Here is a 20250-nt window from a genome sequence, read left to right as displayed (position 1 = left end):
CTGCCATACTGGCAGGGCTTTCAATACTATTGAACACTCTTCAGTTGTTGTCAGAGTATTCGTCTGATGAGCTGAATGCGATTGCTCAGATCGCATTCAATTTATAAAAAATGTGTAGATACCTATGCCTACAAGGAGAGGGAAACTCCTTTACAAGCCTTATATTGGTTATAAATATTGTGGTATCTCATTCATCAAATGATAAACATCAATGACTATCGCGACTGGCGACAGGGATGTCACTATAAGGTAATGGTCACATGGAAGTACCTTTTCCCTGAGAAGGATTTTAGTTACTTTGATCCCTCAAAGTAACAATCTGCCTACGCAGTAAACTATCATCTTTCAATGAAAAATTGTGGCCATGTAATAAATTAAGCGCCTTTTCATTTAAAAAAAAGGAGCTCAAATGAGCTCCTTCTTCTACACCTACAAAATGATGATTAGTCAATTGCAGGAGTATATGTACCTTCAGCGATTGGACCTTTGATACGATCCGCTTCTGCAAGCACAAGAGCAAGCAAATTCTTCACGTTATCTAAAGTCGCTACTGGGCTTAAAGTCGTCATTTTCAATGATTGAACTTGACCAACTTTAGTCACACCAATATTCGCTTCACCACGTGCAAACAATTCGTCAGCCACGTTTTGGTTAAGTGTATCGAGTAATTCTGTTGGGTAACCTTCAGGAATTACACGGAACAATACAGAGGCGAATTGTGGATCAACCAACATTTCTAGACCGTCAGTTGCAGTAATATAATCTGCAACATCACGTGTAAGACCTACACCGTGATCGATCATCGAACCGTATAGCTCTTCACCTAGTGCTTCAACTGTCATCCACAATTTCAACGCATCAAAACGGCGAGTTGTTTGTAGTGACTTAGACACTAAGTTCGGAACGCCATGCTCTTCATCATAAGCAGAGTTTAAGTACTCAGCTTCATAATGCATGAAACGATAGTTCGCTTCATCTTTCAGCAAGAATGCGCCACATGAAATCGTTTGGAAGTAATGCTTATGGAAATCAAGCGTTACTGAGTCAGACAGTTCAATACCGTCTAACATTGAACGATAGTCATTTGAAAGAATCAGTGCACCGCCCCATGCTGCGTCGATATGCATCCACGCGCCATATTTGTTGGTGATTGCACGAACTTCTTTCAATGGGTCAATTGCGCCTGCATCGGTTGTACCCGCAGTTGCAACTACACATGCGACGATTTTACCTTCAGCTTGAAGGTGCGCCATGGTTTTCTCAAGTGCATCCATGTCCATGCGTGCATTTGCATCTACAGGAACAGTCACTACAGATTGGAAGCCCATACCCATCATGGCCATGTTCTTTTGCACAGAGAAGTGTGCGTTTTCAGAACAGATCACTTTGACGTTACGCATTGCTTCCGCAGGTACGCCGTCACGCTGAACAGACCACGGTCTACCGTTTTCGTCTTTCCAGTTTTTAGCAATACATGCATCACGTGCAAGCAAAACGCCCATCAAGTTAGACTGCGTACCGCCAGAGGTGAATACACCTGCTTGACCTGCACCATAGCCAACTTTTTGGCGAAGCCAGTCAATTAACTGAACTTCCATCAATGAACCTGCAGGGCTTTGATCCCATGAGTCCATCGATTGGTTTGTCGCGTTAATGAGCACTTCAGCGATTTGGCTTGTTACCATTGTTGGGCAATGCAAGTGCGCTAAAGAATGTGGGTGATGTACTTTTAAGCTTTTGTTTAAGAAAAGCTCAACCATACGGTCTAGTGATTTTTGTACACCCATACCTTCTTTTGAAGGATTGAATGCAATTGCACTACGAAGCTCTTTAATGCTACCGCCGGTGTACATTTTGTCATTTTGCAACCATGCAGAAACGGCTTTTACCGCTTCGCCCATTGCTGACTGATAGTCAGCAATGGATTGTGCATCATTGCAGAATAACGCTTTACGATGTTCTGCAAAATCTACCATGACTTATGCGCCTCGGGTTGCAACAAGTGCTTCAGCAAGTGCTTTCTTGAAGCGAACGATCACCTCAATACATTCAGCTTGGTTAATGATCAATGGGCAAAGTAAACGAATGACTGTACCGTTACGACCACCTTTTTCTAACAACAATTTGTTGTTGAAACATGCTGCTTGAATTGCTGCTGCCAATTGAGAATCACCTGGTAAAGAACCCATGTGATCTGCTTTTTGACGTTCATCAACAATCTCAACACCAATCATCAAACCACGACCACGCACGTTACCAATACATGGGAATTCTACAGCTAATTTTTTAATTTCAGCTTGTAAGAAATCACCACGCTCTTGTGCATTTTGAGCCAAGTTTTGTTCTTTGATGGTTTTGATGGTTGCAAGACCTGTACCCATTGCAAGTTGGTTACCACGGAATGTCCCCGTGTGACCTGCGGGTTGCCAAGCATCAAACTTACGTTTAATGCCCAATACTGCAAGCGGTAAACTACCACCAACTGCTTTAGACATCACCACAACATCAGGTTCGATACCCGCATGTTCAAAGGCAAACATTTTACCTGAACGTGCAAAGCCTGCTTGTACTTCATCAAGAATCAACACGATGTTGTGCTTTTCAGTCACTTCGCGGATTTTCTTTAACCATTTTACAGGTGCAGTCACTACACCGCCTTCGCCTTGGATTGCTTCCAAGATTACAGCTGCTGGCTTAGTTACACCACTTTCTACGTCTTCAATGAAGTTTTCGAAATAATACGTTAATGCATCAACACCCGCTTCACCACCAATGCCTAATGGGCAACGGTATTCATGCGGATACGGCATAAATTGAACACCCGGCATTAAGCCGTTCACAGCATTTTTAGCAGACAAGTTACCTGTCATTGCTAAAGAACCGTGAGTCATACCATGGTAGCCACCTGAGAAGCTGATTACTGAACTACGACCTGTGTAAGTTTTTGCTAATTTAATTGCTGCTTCTGTACCATCTGCACCAGACGGGCCACAGAACTGTAGACAATACTCTTCTTTACCACCAGGTAATTGCTCAAGTAGTGCTTCAGTAAAAGCATCTTTTAAAGGCGTTGTTAAATCCAAAGTATGCAATGGGAGGCCACTTGCAAGCGTGTCTTGGATACTTTGAATTACCGCAGGATGATTATGGCCTAATGCCAATGTTCCTGCCCCAGCTAAACAATCGAGGTACTCTGTACCTTCAACATCAGTAACCCAACAACCTAAAGCTTTTGCTATCGCAAGTGGAAGTTTACGCGGATAGCTACGAACATTGGATTCCATCTGGCTTTGGCGAGTCAAATAGTATTCGTTAGTAGAATTAGTGGCAGGGTTTACAGAAGAAACGCTCATATCGAATTACCATCTCTGATATGGGTTGAAAGAAATAAGTCGGGTGACTTGCGGTCCTTTGACTCGGTGCTTTATGAGTTTCTAGTTAGCTTTAAAAGCTCTTTGAGTATGGGCTAACTAGGAGGCGGATGATACAGACTTTTTCAAGAAAATAAATCACTTTTATGATCAAATAAAAAGATAATTTTGAGAAAAAACAGATCTATTCCATGGATATCTTGAATTATCATCTTACAGTGTGACAAAACAAAGAAAACCTTTTTATTTTATGCTTTTTTACAACTTATGAATGATTATTGTAATCTTCAATTATTAAAACAACTAAGTACTGATTATTTAAATAAATATTCATCAAGCACTACATTTATTTTTCTTGAAAGATTTACAATCCCACCACAGATTTTCCTTTAATCCATCATAATCACCTTTTAAGATAACAGCATAAGCTAAATTAGTCATTCTGAAAGAAGAATAGGTCATAACAATGCGTAAAATTATCTTATCTACTGTTTTATTAGCATCCAGTCTAGGTTTGGCAGCAGCAACTCAAGCAGCTGACCCACTCAATTACAACATCGTGAACATTCAGGCGGATGCTACTCGCCAAGTGTCGAACGACCAAATGTATGCCGTTTTATATATTGAAAAATCAAATAAACAACCGGCTGAACTTGCTACCCAAATCAACCAATTGATGACCCAAGCGGTGAACACAGCCCGTAAATACCCTGCGGTAAAAATCGAAACGGGATCTCAAAGCACCTACCCGATTTATGACAATGACAGTCGTAAATTGAAAGAATGGCGTGGTCGTGCTGAAGTTCGTTTAGAAAGTACTGACTTTAAAACTGCTAGCCAATTGGTGAGCGAGTTACAACAAAATTTCCAAACTCAATCCATCAGCTTTAGTGTGTCAGATGCACAGCGTAAAAAAGTTGAAAATGAACTCATGGTTGAAGCCTCTAAAAACTTCCAACAACGCGCGCAAACATTGTCACAAGCGTGGAATAAGTCAGGCTATAACTTGGTGAATATCAATTTAAATACCAGCAATTATGGTGGTCAGCCTGTACCACGTATGGCCATGATGAAAGCTGCAGCAGCTGATGCAATTCCAGAACAGGAAATGGCGGGTGGCGAGTCTAAAATCACTGTAAATGCCAACGGCACCATACAGTTTAAATAATTGAGTGTTCATGCCCTAGCATCAAAAAGCCATCAAATAAGCAGTCGCTTTTGATGGCTTTTTTGCTTTTCAACAAAGCGCTTATTTATTTCGTTAATTTTTACAATTCCTTGCTATATCTTTAGCCACGAGAGGATTACATTAGCCAACTGTCTTATTCCCCCTTAAGCAACATGTCTATCGAACAACTCAATCTTGACCTTTACTATTTATTAAATGTGCCCGAGCATGCATCAACACTAATGATGACTTTCGCTCAATTTATCGCACATGATCTGATTTACATATTTTTAATTATCTTTGCTTTCGCATGGTTGTTTGGACAGATTGAAACAAAAACAGCAATTGTAAAAGCTGCGCTCTTTACCGCAGTGACACTGTGTATAAGTGAGATTTTATCCGCAATATTGCACACACCTCGCCCCTTTGTAATTGATGTAGGTCAAACTTTAATACAACATGATCCTACAGGCTCTTTTCCCAGTAATCACATGAGTATTTTTAGTGGTATTGCGTTCTCATACTATTTTTCATTAAAACGCGATTTGGGTCGTATACTGATTTGGGTGGCATTGCTTGTAGCATGGTCTCGCGTGTATGTGGGCGTACATTTTCCTATTGATATGTTCGGTGCTTTTTTTATTGCTCTCTTCATAAATTTGGCAGGCTTGCCTATTTGGTGGAAACACCAACATAAGATTATGTATTACATATTGAATATGCATACTTTTCTAATGAAACCATTAATTCGACGGGGATGGATTGAATAAAGCACTTACACTTGAAAATAAACATCCTCATCTTTGAGGATGTTTCTAAAATACGAGATTTATAAATCAGTTTTTTAAAATATCGTAAATCACATAATCATCATTAAACTTTTAAATTTAGATTTAGATAAAACCTTTATACATATGGACATCTATATATTCATATGTAAATATATATGCTAATCCATATGTATAGATAGACATGGAACAGACTGAATTTTTCAAATTACTTGCCGATGAAACTCGACTAAATATCGTCATGTTATTGGCATGCAAAGGTGAACTCTGCGTATGTGAACTCACCGAATCACTTCAATTAAGCCAACCCAAAATTTCACGCCATCTAGCGCTACTACGCTCATCTGGTGTTTTGAGTGATCAACGTAAAGGCCAATGGGTGTATTACTCGATTCATCCTACGCTCCCAGCGTGGTGCACACAAATTCTTGAGGTCATGCGCCATCAAGAACGCTTTAAAGACCTCAATTTAAACACCTCAAAAAGTAATACGACCCTTTGTGAATCACTATGAATTTTCTATTTTTATGTACGGGCAATAGTTGCCGCAGCATTTTGTCCGAAGTCTTATTTAATGTCCGAGCACCAGAAGGTTTTCATGCTTATAGCGCAGGAAGCAAACCTAGTGGACACGTACATCCGCTCACACTCAAAACCCTCAATAACTTAAATTTACCCACCGAAGGTTTATACAGTAAAACGATTGCGGAATGTGAGCAATTCGAACCTGATGTGGTGATTACTGTTTGTGGATCTGCTGCGCAAGAAGCCTGTCCTATTTTTCTTGGCTCAGCCATTAAATCACATTGGGGACTTGAAGATCCTTCACATTTAGATGCGACTGAAGCGGTCAAACTTGAGGCATTCTTAGAGACTGTCGCACACATTAATCGTCGCCTTGATGCTTTATTTCAACTGGATTTTTCAGCGCTATCCAATGAAGAACTGCGTTTAAAGATTGAGAAAATTTCAGAGATTCAATAATAATGACTGCTAAAAAACTGTCATTTCTCGACCGAAACCTCACGCTGTGGATTTTTATCGCAATGGGGCTAGGCATTGCGATTGGCGTCTATATTCCAAGTGCTTCAAGAGCTTTAAATCAACTCAATATCGGTGATGTCAATATTGCGATTGCCATTGGTTTAATCCTGATGATGTATCCGCCTTTGGCCAAAGTGGATTACAAAGCGCTGCCTGAAGTGTTTAAAGATAAACGTACCTTATACCTATCACTGGTTCAAAATTGGTTAATCGCACCTTGCCTGATGTTTATTTTGGCGATCGTGTTTTTACAACACTACCCTGAATACATGACCGGTTTGATTCTGATTGGTTTAGCACGTTGCATTGCAATGGTTCTGGTTTGGAATGATTTAGCTTGCGGGGATAACCAATACGTTGCGGCTTTAGTGGCATTTAACAGTATTTTCCAAATTGCATTTTTTAGTACCTACGCATGGTTCTTTTTGAGTTTTTTACCGCCATATTTTGGTATCGAAGCACAAGTGATCCAAGTCAGCTTTTGGACCATCACACATGCAGTATTGGTGTATCTAGGTATTCCCTTCCTGCTCGGTTTCCTGACGCGTGCCATATTGGTAAAACAAAAAGGTCTGGATTGGTATAAAAATCAATTTATACCCAAAATCAGCCCCATCAGTTTAATCGCATTACTCTTTACCATTGTGGTGATGTTTAGCCTCAAAGGTGCAGATGTCGTGAGCCTTCCGATGGATGTACTGCGTATTGGCATTCCCCTCACGATCTACTTTGTGGTGATGTTTTTCATTAGCTTTTTGATGAGCAAATGGATGGGCAATAACTACGCCAAAACCACTGCGATATCCTTTACAGCAGCAGGTAATAATTTTGAACTTGCCCTCGCTGTTGCCATCGCCACCTTTGGCATTGCATCTCCGATTGCATTTACCACGATTATTGGCCCATTGGTTGAAGTGCCTGTGCTTATTGCATTAGTGAGTGTATCGCTATGGTTAAAACGCAAATGGTATAAAGAGAACTAAAATGAAGCTCCCCAATATTCAACTTGATTTACTTGAAACACCGCGTTTTGAGCAAGTTCAAGCTAAAGCACTTGAACATCCGCCACGCATCCTGCTGCTCTATGGCTCCAACCGTGAACGCTCATTTAGCCGTTTAACGGTATTGGAGGCGGGTCGAATCCTTGAACATTTTGGTGCAGAAGTCAAAATCTTTCATCCTAAAGGTCTTCCTCTGCCTGAAGATGCTGAAACATCACATCCCAAAGTTCAGGAATTACATGAATTGCTTACATGATCAGAAGGCATGGTTTGGTGTTCGCCAGAACGACATGGTGCGATGAGCTCTATATTGAAAGCACAAATTGATTGGATTCCTTTAGCGGCAGGTGCCATTCGTGCTACTCAAGGTAAAACGCTGGCGTTAATGCAAGTCAGTGGTGGTTCGCAATCTTTTAATGCTGTTAACCAAATGCGCATCCTTGGGCGTTGGATGCGGATGATCACGATTCCAAATCAATCTTCTGTTGCAAAAGCATTTTTAGAGTTTGATGAAAATGATCGCATGAAACCTTCCTCCTATTACATTCGCATTGTCGATGTGATGGAGGAATTATACAAATTTACCCTACTCACACGTGGTCAATCTGCCTACCTCACAGATCGCTATTCTGAACGAGTTGAAAGTGCGGAAGAACTCTCTAAACGAGTTAATCAAAAGAACCTTTAATGAAAAACTCCTGCATCTGTGCAGGAGTTTTGGTCTAAAATATCCATCCGTTTCAACTTAAACTAATAATTTATAAAATAATGTCGTTGAATCTATTGTACCTGTATGGCTCAATGCAAATTGCGGAATGATCCCAGCTTTTATAAAGTTAAATTTTTCATATAGCTTTTCAGAGACATCGCCTGTACGCGTATCAAGTACAAGTAATTTCAAGTTCAAATGTTTTGCTTGATCTTCTGCAAGTGTGAATAGTTGATGAGCAATGCCTTTTTGACGTGCCTTTGGATGCACCATAAGTTTTTCAATCTCAGTACGACGCAGCGCATTGGCTTTGGTGGCACGAACCAATTGTACTGTGCCCACAACTTCACCGCTTTGCAGCGCCACCCACAAAAAGGTTTTATGCTTTTGAATATCCTTTGCCACAGCAGACCAATATTCATCATAGTGCGACTTAGATTCTTCTGCTAAAAAATCCAGTGATGCACCATCTTGCACACATTGGGCCAATAATTCACACAGTTGAGCCTGCTCATCTTTTAGATCTTGAATGTTTAAATATTGAATTTCGCTCATATTCTTCTCGTCTTATTACTATTTTTATCGTTATATTCAAATGGCATGCCATAAAAAATCCCGCTCGGAAGCAGGATTTTGATCTTTCAATTTAGTAAATCGACATATGATTGCGATGGATCATTTCAAGTGATCGGGCTTCCCCTAAAACTTGATGAACTTTATCTGAGGCCAAACCTTTAACGATTTCTGCCGAACGTGAACTGAAGTTTACACGACCTACGGCAACACGATGACCTTGTGTATCGACACATTCCACCACATCACCACGTTCGAAATGCCCTTCAACCGCTTTCACACCGACAGGTAATAAACTGCGGTGATTATCACGAATGGCTTTGACTGCGCCATCATCAATTACTAAACGACCCGCTGTTTGTAAATGTGCAGCTAACCATTGTTGATGAGCTGTGACACGGTCATTATCCGTAATGAATAAGGTACCGAGTAATTCACCTGCCATCACACGTGAAAGTACATTGTCGCTATCGCCGCTCGCAATCACTGTTGGACAACCTGACTTGGCTGCCAAACGTGCCGCACGAACTTTGGTCAACATACCACCACGACCGAATTTACCGCCGCCGCCCGCCATATCGAATAATGATTCATCCATTGCACGTACTGTATGGAACAGTTTTGCGTCTGGATTGGAGCGTGGGTCAGAGTCGAACATACCTTCTTGGTCAGTTAGAATCACCAAGAGGTCTGCATGAACCTGTCCAGCCACCATCGCAGCTAAAGTATCGTTATCGCCAAAGCGGATTTCGTCAGTCGACACTGTGTCATTTTCATTGATCACAGGAATCACACGCCAATCGATCAAATGCTGCAAAGCATCACAAGAGTTCAAATAGCGACGACGGTCTGCCAAGTCATCATGCGTTAACAGAACTTGCGCTGTGCGTATCGAACGTTGTTCTAATACGCTAGACCAAGTATGAATTAAGCCCATCTGACCAATGGCAGCACAAGCCTGTAGACTGGGTAGATCTGTGGGTCGGTTGTCCAAATTCATACGTACCATCCCTTCAGCCACAGCACCGGAAGACACAAGAATGATCTCGTGTCCTGCATTGTGTAGTTCTGCAATTTGTCCCGCCCAATGCGAGATTGCATCCAGATCTAACCCTTTTCCGTTTGCTGTGAGTAGTGATGATCCGATTTTAACAACGATACGTTTACAACCCTTGAGCTGACGTTGCCCATCTACCACTTCTATCATCTTGTCCTCAGACTTGTTTGCTTTGACACTTATTCAGCAATTAACGTACGTAGTACGACTCTGCCTCATCATCACCGTCTTCAAATTCATCATCAAAGTCTTCACCTTGACCTGCCAGACGTTGTTGACGACGCATTTCACGATATGCTTCTTTCGCAGCAAGTGTTTGCTCACGTGTTTCAGCTTCAAGCTGATCACGGAATGCTTTAACTTCTGCAGCATATTCAGGATCTTCAGTTTCGCGTTCGCGCTGTTCTTCAATTTGATCCATCAGGTAGTACACAACGTCTTTAGTACCTTCAAACGTTAAACCTGAAGTTTTGAATACAGGGCCTTTCCACTGTAACTCTTCGAGAATGTGATCACACCATTCATCACGCGTTTCAGCCGCCAATTGGTCTACTTTATTGAGTACCAATACAACAGGTAATTTTGAAAGTGTTGGGGAGAATTTTTTCAACTCTTCCAAAATTGCTTTTGCATTGTACGCAGGGTCAGAACCATCAATCGGTTGAACATCTACAATGTGTAATAAAATACGTGTACGAGCCAAGTGTTTCAGGAATCGAATACCTAGACCTGCACCTTCTGCAGCCCCTTCGATTAGACCCGGAATATCCGCCATTACAAATGAACGGTGACTATCGGCATCAACCACACCTAGATTTGGCACCATAGTGGTAAATGGATAATCTGCAACTTTTGGTTTTGCTGCTGAAACTGCACGGATAAAGGTTGATTTACCCGCATTTGGCATACCCAACAAACCAACGTCTGCGAGTACTTTTAATTCAAGACGAATTTCACGAAATTCGCCTTTTGAGCCGTGTGTACATTTACGTGGAGAACGGTTGGTTGAAGATTTGAAGTGAGTATTACCCAAACCACCTTCACCACCTGCTGCCACTAACACACGCTGACCGTCAGCCACTAAGTCGCCGATGATATCGCCAGATTCTGTATCTACAATTGTTGTGCCCACTGGAACGAGCAATACGGTATCTTCACCGCCACGGCCTGAGCAGTTCGCTCCACGACCATTTTTAGCACGTTCTGCACGGAATTTACGTGTATAACGATAATCTACTAGGGTACTTGTGTCGTTGTCGGCTTGAACGTATACGTTACCGCCACGACCACCATCACCACCATCTGGACCACCAAATGGTACGAATTTTTCACGGCGAAAACTGGCTACGCCATTGCCACCGTCGCCAGCCTCTACGGTAATGACTGCTTCATCAACAAAGCGCATGTTTGCCAATCCTCTAAAAACTTTAAAACCGCTTATTCTGCCATATTTTAAAGAATTTCTCGAACAATATTATTCAGCAATACTATAAATTTCATTCATCTTGGTGCTGATGCAAATTTTTAGGAAAATCCGCACATCGCTCGAAAATCTTTAGCTCATCATCAAAATACCTTTGATAAATGGCAAACGAATTTCACTCCCCATTTCTGAAAGCTATTTACGTGCATTTTCCTTGGCTTCAATAATTTCAGGCAATGTTCGTTCAACCCAACCAATCAGATGCATTAACTTTTCTGCAGCCTGTGAGCCCATTAAAGTCAGTTGATATTCAACTTTGGGTGGCACAACTGGATAGACTGTCCTTAAGATAAAACCATCTTGCTCGAGCATTTTCAGCGTTTGAGCCAGCATCTTTTCGCTCACCCCTTCGATCCGCTGCTTAAGTTCACTAAAACGGTGTACCCCTTCAGTCAAACAACGTAAAACTAATACTGACCATTTATTGGTGAGATGTTCCAATATTTCTCGAGATGGACAATCTGTGGATAAAACTTGACCTAATAATTTACTTGTAGCGTATGTGTTCATTAAATCTTTCCTCAAAGTCACTAACTTACTTTTTGGTACGTACTTACATTTAGTAAGTTAACAGATTAAGATTCAACCATCAAGATCATTTATTCAACAATCAGAGGGTTTAAATATGAAAATCGCAATTACAGGTGCAACAGGTCAACTAGGCCAATTGGTCCTTCAATTTTTATTGAAAGAAACCGCAGCCGAAAACATCATCGCTTTAGTTCGCTCGACAGAAAAAGCAGCATCTCTACAAGCTCAAGGCATCGAACTTCGTCATTTTGACTATGATCAACCAGATACACTGGTTCCTGCACTACAAGGTGTCGATAAATTATTACTCATTTCTGCCAATGAAATTGGTCGGCGTACTCCACAACACAAAGCCGTAATTGATGCTGCAGTAGAAGCGAAAGTTCCATATCTTGCTTATACCAGCCTGTTACGTGCAGATACGTCACCATTGGGTTTATCTCAAGAACATCGTGAAACAGAAAGTCTGATTCAAGCTAGTGGTTTAACCTATACCTTCTTACGAAATAACTGGTATGTCGAAAACTATCTTGCCGCTGTAGGGCATGTGGTTGAAACAGGTACCTTATTTGGTGCAGCAAAGGATGGAAAAATTAATGCAGCGACACGTGCTGACTATGCTGAAGCTGCTGCAAAAGTACTTACAAGCGCTGGTCATGAGAATAAAACTTATGAACTTGCAAGCTCAGACAGTTTCACTTTGGCACAGCTTGCTGAAACCCTACAGCAAGTTTCAGGTCAAAATGTTCACTATCAAAATCTAACCGCTGAAGACTATACACAAGGTCTATTACAAGTGGGCTTATCTGCTGGTCTTATAGATGTGATCGTCGATGCTGATATCAACAGCATTGACGGTGCAATGCAAAGTGATCGTAAGGACTTGGAACAGTTACTCGGTCACCCAACCACTACTTTACGCAGTGCTGTTGAAGCTGCTTTAAAATAAGATCGAACCACAAAAAAAGCCCGAATTGATTCGGGCTTTTTTTGATTTGAATCTGAATTATGGATGTACATTTTTTATCGGCAAATCCATATTCATATCTAAATTTGCCTTGGTATTACGCTCTACGTTATACATCGTGGCATTAAAGGTTGCGATTTTTCGCATGGTCATCGGGTCATTAAGTTTTAGATGTGGTGCAAACTGATGTACCACATGCAAATCGACTTTTTCATTAAACTCAAAATACACAGGGCCATTAAAATTAATTCGAATAGGAATGTTATAGGTTCTTTTCAAATGAAAAGGCACATCTAACTTGACAGGAATATCCATTTTTAACGGAAATTTCGGCACGAGTTTATTTTTAATCACCAAATCCGTGGTCGCCTCAAGCGGCATCGTCTGGTTAATTTGAATATTGGTAGAATAATCAATATCCACAGAGATCGGAACCTCTACACTAAACTGCAAATCTGCCAGATATTTTCCCTTCAAGGGTAGTTGCAGCTTCCGATCTAAAGCAATCTGCGTATCCAGAGTCCCAATAGACTGCGTTTGCAAATAATTGCCAACGGAAATTTTAGTGGGTAGTGAATGCGACAATTGAATATCAGGATTTTTTGCACGTACTTGCATCGACGCATAAATATTTAAATACAACCAAAATAGTACCGCAACCAATAACGCAACTGCGATAAAACTCAAAATGATGCGCTTCGCCGATTGAAATATCCACATGGCTTACTCCTGAGCTTTCGCTTCAGTTTTGGCATGCTCTCTGTTGAGTCGCATTGTTTTTAGTGGAATCACCAATTCACCCTTTTTAATTTGAACCGGCAACGTTTTTTGCACATCCACTGTCGCTTTTAATGCCGTTTTAATTGGAACATTTAAATTACCTTCAATAGGAATGTTGGTTTTTAAATTTGCATTCAGTGGAATATGTAGGTTTTCTTTCAGCACGGTTTTGACTGGTGCATCAAACTTTAAATGTACTTTTTGCTCTAAAGGCACATTAATATGCACTGGAATATCCAATTGAATTGGGATATCACCTTTGAGTGGCAATGTCACATCCTGCCCCATGACTCTGACTTTCACTTTGGTATTCACAGGAAGGTTTTGATTCACTTTCAAAGTTTCACGCACTGGAATCGTGGTCTTGATCGGAACTTGATTATCAAAATACACCCGTGGTGTCAGCGTTTGAGTTAAGGGAATATTTAAATTTTCATGTATCGGAATTTCAGCATTCACCCGCCCTGTCACGTCCACATCCAAGGCATCATGAATTTTGACTTCAGCTTGTAATGGCTCTTGCAGGTCAATATTAACGTTCTGATTTTCTAGCGGGATATAAATATTAAAGTGCTTAAACACCCAAATGGCGATGAGTACACCACAGAGTGCAGCAAACACAATAAATGCCAATCCACTGAGCATGTGCTTTGCTTGAAAACTAAATTCCTTTTGCTTTTTTATTTTTACCGCTTTATTTTGAACACATTACCCAAACCAGTTTGCAATTTTTGTATTTATTTCTTTAATAATTTCATTAACTTAAAACTTGAATATTTTAGTCGGTTTTTTCATTATAAATGACTCACACTCATCTAACAGTGGCAGAAAAAACAAGATAGTTTGATGCTTTTGATCAATCCACCCATCGTCTATCCCTTAAGCTTTTCATCCTTGCTCAGTGTATAAAAAAAAGAGCCTCAAATGAGGCTCTTTTTTTTTGCTTTCACAAATTATGCATTTGTTTCAGCAGGAATTTTTGGATAGCTTACGCCGCCCATTTGCTCAGCAATACGCAATACTTGGCAGCTATAACCCACTTCGTTATCGTACCAAACATATGCAGTTAAACGGTTACCAGAAGTGATTGTCGCTTGAGCGTCAAATACACCTGCAGTACGTGAACCGATAAAGTCAGACGATACAACTTCAGTTGAGTTTGTATAACCGATTTGACCTTGAAGGTTAGAGTTGATTGAAATTTGGCGAATGTATTCATTCACTTCTTCACGGTCAACATCTTGACCTAAAGTAAGGTTCAAAATTGCAAGAGATACGTTTGGAGTAGGTACACGTACTGAGTTACCAGTCAATTTACCTTGAAGAGCAGGAAGCGCTTTAGCAACAGCTTTAGCAGCACCTGTTTCAGTAATAACCATGTTCAATGTTGCAGCACGGCCACGACGGTCAGCTTTATGGTAGTTGTCGATTAAGTTCTGGTCGTTCGTGAACGAGTGAACTGTTTCAACGTGACCATTGATCACTGTGTACTTGTCGTTTAACACTTTAAGTGTTGGTGTGATCGCGTTTGTTGTACAGCTTGCAGCAGAGATGATTGTATCTTCATCAAGGATGTCAGCTTGGTTCACACCGTATACAACGTTCTTCATGTCACCTTTACCAGGTGCAGTTAGAATTACACGTGCAGCGCCAGCGCATTTAAGGTGCTGTGCAAGACCTTCAGAATCACGCCATTTACCTGTGTTATCGATTACAAGTGCATTGTTAATACCGTAAGCAGTGTAATCAACTTCAGATGGGTTAGACGCATAGATCACTTTGATGAAGTTACCGTTAGCAATGATTGCTTCGTTTTCTTCATCAACAGAAATTGTACCTGCGAATGGACCATGAATAGAATCACGACGTAATAAAGACGCACGTTTTTCTAAGTCACCGTCAGATGATTTACGAACAACGATTGCTTTAAGGTTAAGACCACGACCTAGACCAGATTGGCTGATCATCAAACGTGCAAGGATACGACCAATACGACCGAAACCGTAAAGTACAACATCACGGTTTTCAACGTTAGTTGCATTGCCTTCAAGTGATTTCACAGCGTCAGCAACGAATGCGTCAACATCACCGCCTTTTTCTTTGAACTCAACAGCAAGTTTGCCAAGATCAATTTCAGCAGTACCGATGTTTTCGATTTTTGCCAAAGCTTCAAGAATTGGGAAAGTGTTCACAACTGAAAGTTCAACGTCAAGTACGCGAGTACGACGATGCGCTTTAAGAATTTGGATAACCGAACGGTTAATTAAAGAACGACCGTATACTGTAGCTACGATGTTTTTTTCACGATATAACTGACCCACTAGGGCAATCATACGTTCCGCGATTTCTTCACGGTTTTTCCAGCGACCTTGGTGCTCTGCATGTAGGGCAACGATAGTGTCTTTGCTCACAGATACGTCCTCTAATTAATTGTAAATCTAAGCATAAATTTCAAAACCCCACAATTGTAATGGAAAACTGAAAATTAATGAATCTAAAAGCAGATTTCGACAAGGTTATTTTGTTATATATTCACTATCAATTTTCAAAATAATCATGATTAGTATTATGATTTTATAGCCGAAAGTTGAAAAACCGGCTTTTTCGCAGATTTTTGTCACAAAATTTCAAATGTAGTTTTATCAACCAGATCTCTGCATATTTAGCTCAAAGATTAACGAATATTTATATTTTTCAAATTGTGGTGTTTTTATATTTTGCTCAATTTATAGTATTTTTACTGATGTTAAGCTCGTAATAATAATTTCACATTTTTAAATGATTTTTATGACTATTCGACGGAGTCTTACATCGAAGGTTTGAATAAAGGGTTTAGCCTTCAGTTGGAGGTACTCTTACGAAACGTTGTTTCTCATTTGGCAAAATGAGAAGCGTGCTTCATAAGGAAACCATCTTGCGGAGCAATGCTCCTCACCGCAAAACTCGTTCACTACCGTCAATTTATTCAAAGTATCGCAAAAACATTTTTTATTAGAAGTAACCCTGTCTCAGACAATTGCGGATGACCTTACCGCGTATCATTCTTTTATTTGAATCAAATTACGCCCCTAATGTTACTGCCTAAAATTATTTAAAGTCAGATCAATATTGAAAATTCAGCTAATTTTTCAGATTATCAGCAAACTTTTCCAGATTAAAATCAAAGAAATTTACACTCAGCTCTAATATTTTCGGTAGTGCATTTAAACTATTCTCACCAGCACTAATCGCAAAATATCTCTGATCACTAAAAGATCGCACGTTTAAGGCATTTTCACATGGCTCAAAATCAAGATTGACGAGCTGTGAAGCATGTTCCTTCAGCAACATTAAAACCTGCATATAAGTTTGTCGTTTTTTTTGCTGCTGCGCTTTTAAAGCATCGGCTTCAAGGCTTTCATACTCCCCTGTTTTCGTCATGCGTTTGGAAAATCCAACATGCGCATGCGCGCCATGGGTACCCGTATTTTCTACAGTTGCGTCTGTAGCAAAGATCTTCTGTTGATCATCGACCGGCTGCAAGATCGCCTTCAGCGCCGTATGAATTTGCTGTGACTGATGATGATGAAACTCCCACTCATCTTCGTTTTGAACATTAAAAATGTGCGTACGCCGTTTCAACAACAGTACTTGCCAAGCCTGTAGTTGAAGTCGCAGTCGTTTCAACTCCAAACTTGCCTCAAACTTAGGGCAACTACTCAAGACATTTAGACTCGTGATGAGCTTTTGAGATATTTGCATGCAATGAAAAAAGACAAAATCATGCTGTATCTGCTCACTTAGTTGAAATTGAACAGTCTGATGTAATGGCTTCAAAATCAATTCATTGAACTGCTGCTCAAAAGCAGGTAAAACCGTCGCCAATTGTTGAGTGGCATCCTCTACATGCAGCATCAAAAGTAGATGCTTATCTACCCGTATATGGAGTTGCTGCATTAAATTTTGTAGATCTAAATGTATAAAACCTGCAATGGATGCTAGCTTTGACACTTGAATTTTTAATTGTTCTATTTGCTGATTCTCTAAAGCAGTAGTTAAATCTATGGCCACCCCATCAAAAACGTCGTCTGCTAAAGCGTCATTATGTTTTGTCGATAAAAACCGAGTTGCTGAATACTGCGTCGTCCAATCTAAATCAGGCGACAAAATATAAATAAACTCAGATGTTTGTACGACTTGTAGATATCGCGTTTTTTGTTCACGCTTTAAATAGTATTTAAAAATCGGATGTTGCCAAACCTCAGATGATTTCGGGATAGAAGCATCAAAAACTTGCCCCAACACATGTGACTTTAAGAAAATTTCGATCAAGAAAATTTTGACTTGCTGAGCAGTGAGTTGACGCGCATCTCTCGGCGCAATCAAATCCATTTCACGAATGATTTGTGCAGCATTTAAAATGAAATGCCGATGTAATACGTTTTTTTCATGCTGTAATTCAAAATCTTCTTCGGCATCTATTTTATTGATATAGGCTAGGTTTTCTTCTAATTTATGCGCAATTTGAATACTCATTGTCAATGTTCGAAGTTCTTCGAGCTGTATTGCCAAATACTGTGCATGCTCACGCATGACATCATATTTTAGTACTTTCATCAGCATGCCCAAATTCATCGGTACATCTCTTTGATACGACTGTGATGAAGACTCCCAACGAATACCTTTTTGCGATAACACCTGCTGTATCTGTGCTAAATTGGATTGATCAAGATCAGTGCATACTTCAGATACAATACTCCGCCAATGCTGATCCAACACAGGCTCTAGCTGTAAAAGTTTGGCGCTTTGATGAAATGGGACAACCACTGACTGCTTCCTGTATCTTGGTTCTTTAATCGATCTTTTATCGATTTCAGTTTATTTTTATCTAAAATAAATATTTTTGTACACCATCATTCAATGCTGTTCTTCCTAAACAATAAATTGAATCATGGCGTGTTTTAATTTTCTAAGTTTAAGATTTTACTAAAAAACAGCAAGCATTAATTGTAAACTGATCAATTTATCGTACCACTATTTTCAGTTTAAGAATCGATTCGATCATTTAACGCTTTTACATTTTTTGCTAGCGCACGTTCATTTTGCTTTTGTTTAAACAGATGCAAAACACCTTCTATCACCAATAACAATACCGCACCCCAAATTGGAATATAGGTCAGCCATTCTTCGGCTTCTACTCGCTCCCCCAATGCGATGGATGCAAAAGCTAACAACACGGGTTCTAAATAACTCAACAAACCAAAAATCACAAATGGCAGATAGCGACTCGCCAACATATAGCTACCTAAGCCAAGCGCACTCAGAAAACCAAGTCCTAAAACCGCCAAAATCAGATGCGGGAATAACGACATCAGCGCTAAACTATCGCTATGAATAAATCCTAAATAAAATGCTACAGGCAGAATTAAGCAAAGATCCCACCAAAAACCACCCAAATGATCGGTTTTAAAGGTACGACGTAAAAAGAAATAAATTGGATAAGCCACAGCGACATAAACAGTTTCCCACGCGATACTGCCAATACGCCAAATTTCATGGCCGACACCTAAAATTGCCAGTGCCACGGCAGCCATCTGCCATTTAGAAAGTTTTTCTTTATACAGCACACATCCGACCAGAACCATCACTAAGGGAAGTAGAAAATATCCCAAAGAAACTTCTAGTCCACGGCCATTAATCGGCCCCCACAAAAACAACCAAAGCTGTGTAGTACATAAAAAAGAACTGATGATTAACCAAATCAGAAAAATCGGCTGCTTAACCACTCGCCAAAAAATTTCACTGACTTTGTTTAAATCTTTCATCCACCACATAAATAGCGTTAAAAATGGTAAGGTCGCTAACATGCGCCATGCAAATGTTTGCTCGCTATCTAGAGGTTTTAAAAAGATGGTAAAGAAATACAAAATACCAAAAGTGACCGATGCCAATACAGACAATGCAACGCCTTTATACATCTTCCACTCCAGTCCCAAATACACCATGAATTTGATATTTTGCTTGATTGATCAAGCTTTTTGCAGAGACATTCTAGCAAATAAAAAACCATGCACAGGCATGGTTTTTTAGCATTTGTTCAATTATTTAGGTTTTAGGTTTCACTGTTTGCTTAGTATGAATAATATCTGATAAGTCATAACCAACAGATTGAGCATAATTTAGATATTCCTGAATCACTTCCTGATCTGGATGAGCCGAACGAGAAAGCACCCACATATATTTACGACGTGGCTCACCCACCAAAACTGTTTGATAGTCTTCATCGGCTTTGAGCACCCAATAATCACCACGCCCCACAGGCAACCAACGAATGGCTTCTGGTAAGAAACTAACTTTTAATTTCGTGTTAAACGGTGCATTTTGTACAAATGCCTCGCCTATTGATTGCTTCTTGGTACCATCTTTAGATACACAGCGATTATTGACATTAATGTTGCCATTTTCATTTAGCGTGTAAACCGCAATCACATCACGGTCACAGCTTTTTTGAAAAACCATAGGCTTACGAGCTACTTCATACCACATACCTAAATAACGATCGAGCTCGACTTTTTCCACAGTCTGTAACGGTTTCGTCTGTGCATAGGCCATTGTGGCTGCACCCAAACCAATTAACACTGCTGCACCAAGTGCAATTTTTGCGAGCTTAAAACCAGCTTTCGGAAGATTCGTTGTTGTCATTTTATGCCTCATTTCGATGCAAAACATTCGATGAAAATTAAGTAATTCTTTCTCTCGTGTTTTTACTCTAGCGGAAAAAATTGCTCTAAAAATCATT

Annotated in this window: 18 protein-coding genes and 1 pseudogene; 7 read left to right on the top strand and 12 right to left on the bottom strand. The window is 40.1% G+C overall.

The window, feature by feature from the left end; genetic code table 11:
* Positions 1-443: 443 nt before the first annotated feature.
* Positions 444-1976, bottom strand: coding sequence for an aspartate aminotransferase family protein (locus FTU17_RS07765; RefSeq protein ID WP_180135049.1), 1533 nt, complete (start codon positions 1974-1976; stop codon positions 444-446).
* Between the two features lie 3 nt (positions 1977-1979).
* Complete coding sequence (locus FTU17_RS07760) at positions 1980-3353, bottom strand: diaminobutyrate--2-oxoglutarate transaminase (protein WP_180026310.1); 1374 nt, start codon at positions 3351-3353, stop codon at positions 1980-1982.
* A gap of 484 nt (positions 3354-3837) precedes the next feature.
* On the opposite strand from FTU17_RS07760, the gene FTU17_RS07755 reads away from it, so the two are divergent.
* The 6 genes and pseudogenes from FTU17_RS07755 (at position 3838) to arsH (ending at position 8060) form a co-directional block, all read left to right on the top strand.
* Positions 3838-4539, top strand: a complete 702-nt coding sequence (locus FTU17_RS07755; RefSeq protein ID WP_180135048.1) for an SIMPL domain-containing protein — start codon at positions 3838-3840, stop codon at positions 4537-4539.
* Between the two features lie 173 nt (positions 4540-4712).
* On the top strand, positions 4713-5309 hold the full coding sequence (locus FTU17_RS07750) for an undecaprenyl-diphosphatase (protein WP_180135047.1): 597 nt from the start codon (positions 4713-4715) through the stop codon (positions 5307-5309).
* A 202-nt stretch (positions 5310-5511) separates the two neighbouring features.
* A complete protein-coding gene (locus FTU17_RS07745) occupies positions 5512-5841 on the top strand; it encodes a metalloregulator ArsR/SmtB family transcription factor (protein ID WP_180135046.1) in 330 nt (109 codons plus the stop codon).
* On the top strand, positions 5838-6311 hold the full coding sequence (locus FTU17_RS07740; protein WP_180135045.1) for an arsenate reductase ArsC: 474 nt from the start codon (positions 5838-5840) through the stop codon (positions 6309-6311). Before FTU17_RS07745 ends, FTU17_RS07740 begins: the two co-directional genes overlap by 4 nt.
* Positions 6312-6313: 2 nt before the next feature.
* Positions 6314-7354 (top strand): ACR3 family arsenite efflux transporter, encoded by a 1041-nt coding sequence (gene arsB / locus FTU17_RS07735; protein ID WP_180135044.1) that lies wholly within the window; start codon positions 6314-6316, stop codon positions 7352-7354.
* A 1-nt stretch (position 7355) separates the two neighbouring features.
* Positions 7356-8060: pseudogene (gene arsH, locus FTU17_RS07730) on the top strand (arsenical resistance protein ArsH).
* A gap of 57 nt (positions 8061-8117) precedes the next feature.
* Here the strand turns inward: arsH and FTU17_RS07725 are convergent.
* The 4 genes from FTU17_RS07725 to FTU17_RS07710 form a co-directional block, all read right to left on the bottom strand.
* A complete protein-coding gene (locus FTU17_RS07725; protein ID WP_180135043.1) occupies positions 8118-8636 on the bottom strand; it encodes a GNAT family N-acetyltransferase in 519 nt (172 codons plus the stop codon).
* Between the two features lie 91 nt (positions 8637-8727).
* A complete protein-coding gene (gene proB, locus FTU17_RS07720) occupies positions 8728-9861 on the bottom strand; it encodes a glutamate 5-kinase (RefSeq protein ID WP_078190202.1) in 1134 nt (377 codons plus the stop codon).
* Positions 9862-9901: 40 nt separating this feature from the next.
* The gene (gene cgtA / locus FTU17_RS07715) at positions 9902-11116 is read right to left on the bottom strand and encodes an Obg family GTPase CgtA (RefSeq protein WP_180022810.1); all 1215 of its coding nucleotides are present in this window, start codon (positions 11114-11116) and stop codon (positions 9902-9904) included.
* A gap of 213 nt (positions 11117-11329) precedes the next feature.
* Positions 11330-11704 carry a helix-turn-helix domain-containing protein gene (locus tag FTU17_RS07710; protein ID WP_078191873.1) on the bottom strand — a complete coding sequence of 125 codons (375 nt, stop codon included), beginning with the start codon at positions 11702-11704 and terminating at the stop codon, positions 11330-11332.
* Positions 11705-11819: 115 nt separating this feature from the next.
* Between FTU17_RS07710 and FTU17_RS07705 the strand changes: the two genes are divergently transcribed.
* Positions 11820-12674: an SDR family oxidoreductase gene (locus FTU17_RS07705; protein WP_180135042.1), complete on the top strand. Its 855-nt coding sequence runs from the start codon at positions 11820-11822 to the stop codon at positions 12672-12674.
* A gap of 57 nt (positions 12675-12731) precedes the next feature.
* Here the strand turns inward: FTU17_RS07705 and FTU17_RS07700 are convergent, their stop codons facing one another.
* The 6 genes from FTU17_RS07700 to FTU17_RS07675 all read right to left on the bottom strand — a co-directional run bounded on the left by FTU17_RS07700 (position 12732) and on the right by FTU17_RS07675 (position 20153).
* Positions 12732-13412 carry a hypothetical protein gene (locus tag FTU17_RS07700; protein WP_180135041.1) on the bottom strand — a complete coding sequence of 227 codons (681 nt, stop codon included), beginning with the start codon at positions 13410-13412 and terminating at the stop codon, positions 12732-12734.
* Positions 13413-13415: 3 nt separating this feature from the next.
* Positions 13416-14117 carry an MFS transporter gene (locus tag FTU17_RS07695; RefSeq protein ID WP_180135040.1) on the bottom strand — a complete coding sequence of 234 codons (702 nt, stop codon included), beginning with the start codon at positions 14115-14117 and terminating at the stop codon, positions 13416-13418.
* A 308-nt stretch (positions 14118-14425) separates the two neighbouring features.
* A complete protein-coding gene (locus tag FTU17_RS07690) occupies positions 14426-15883 on the bottom strand; it encodes a glyceraldehyde-3-phosphate dehydrogenase (protein ID WP_168379186.1) in 1458 nt (485 codons plus the stop codon).
* Between the two features lie 709 nt (positions 15884-16592).
* On the bottom strand, positions 16593-18278 hold the full coding sequence (locus FTU17_RS07685) for a hypothetical protein (protein ID WP_180135039.1): 1686 nt from the start codon (positions 18276-18278) through the stop codon (positions 16593-16595).
* A gap of 218 nt (positions 18279-18496) precedes the next feature.
* Complete coding sequence (rarD, locus tag FTU17_RS07680) at positions 18497-19429, bottom strand: EamA family transporter RarD (protein WP_180135038.1); 933 nt, start codon at positions 19427-19429, stop codon at positions 18497-18499.
* 127 nt (positions 19430-19556) lie between these two features.
* On the bottom strand, positions 19557-20153 hold the full coding sequence (locus FTU17_RS07675; protein ID WP_111885539.1) for a lipocalin family protein: 597 nt from the start codon (positions 20151-20153) through the stop codon (positions 19557-19559).
* Positions 20154-20250 lie beyond the last annotated feature (97 nt).

The organism is Acinetobacter sp. YH12070 (assembly GCF_013419625.1).
GTDB lineage: Bacteria > Pseudomonadota > Gammaproteobacteria > Pseudomonadales > Moraxellaceae > Acinetobacter > Acinetobacter amyesii.
Note: the sequence above shows the minus strand (reverse complement) of the source record. Positions and strands in the feature narration are given on the sequence as shown.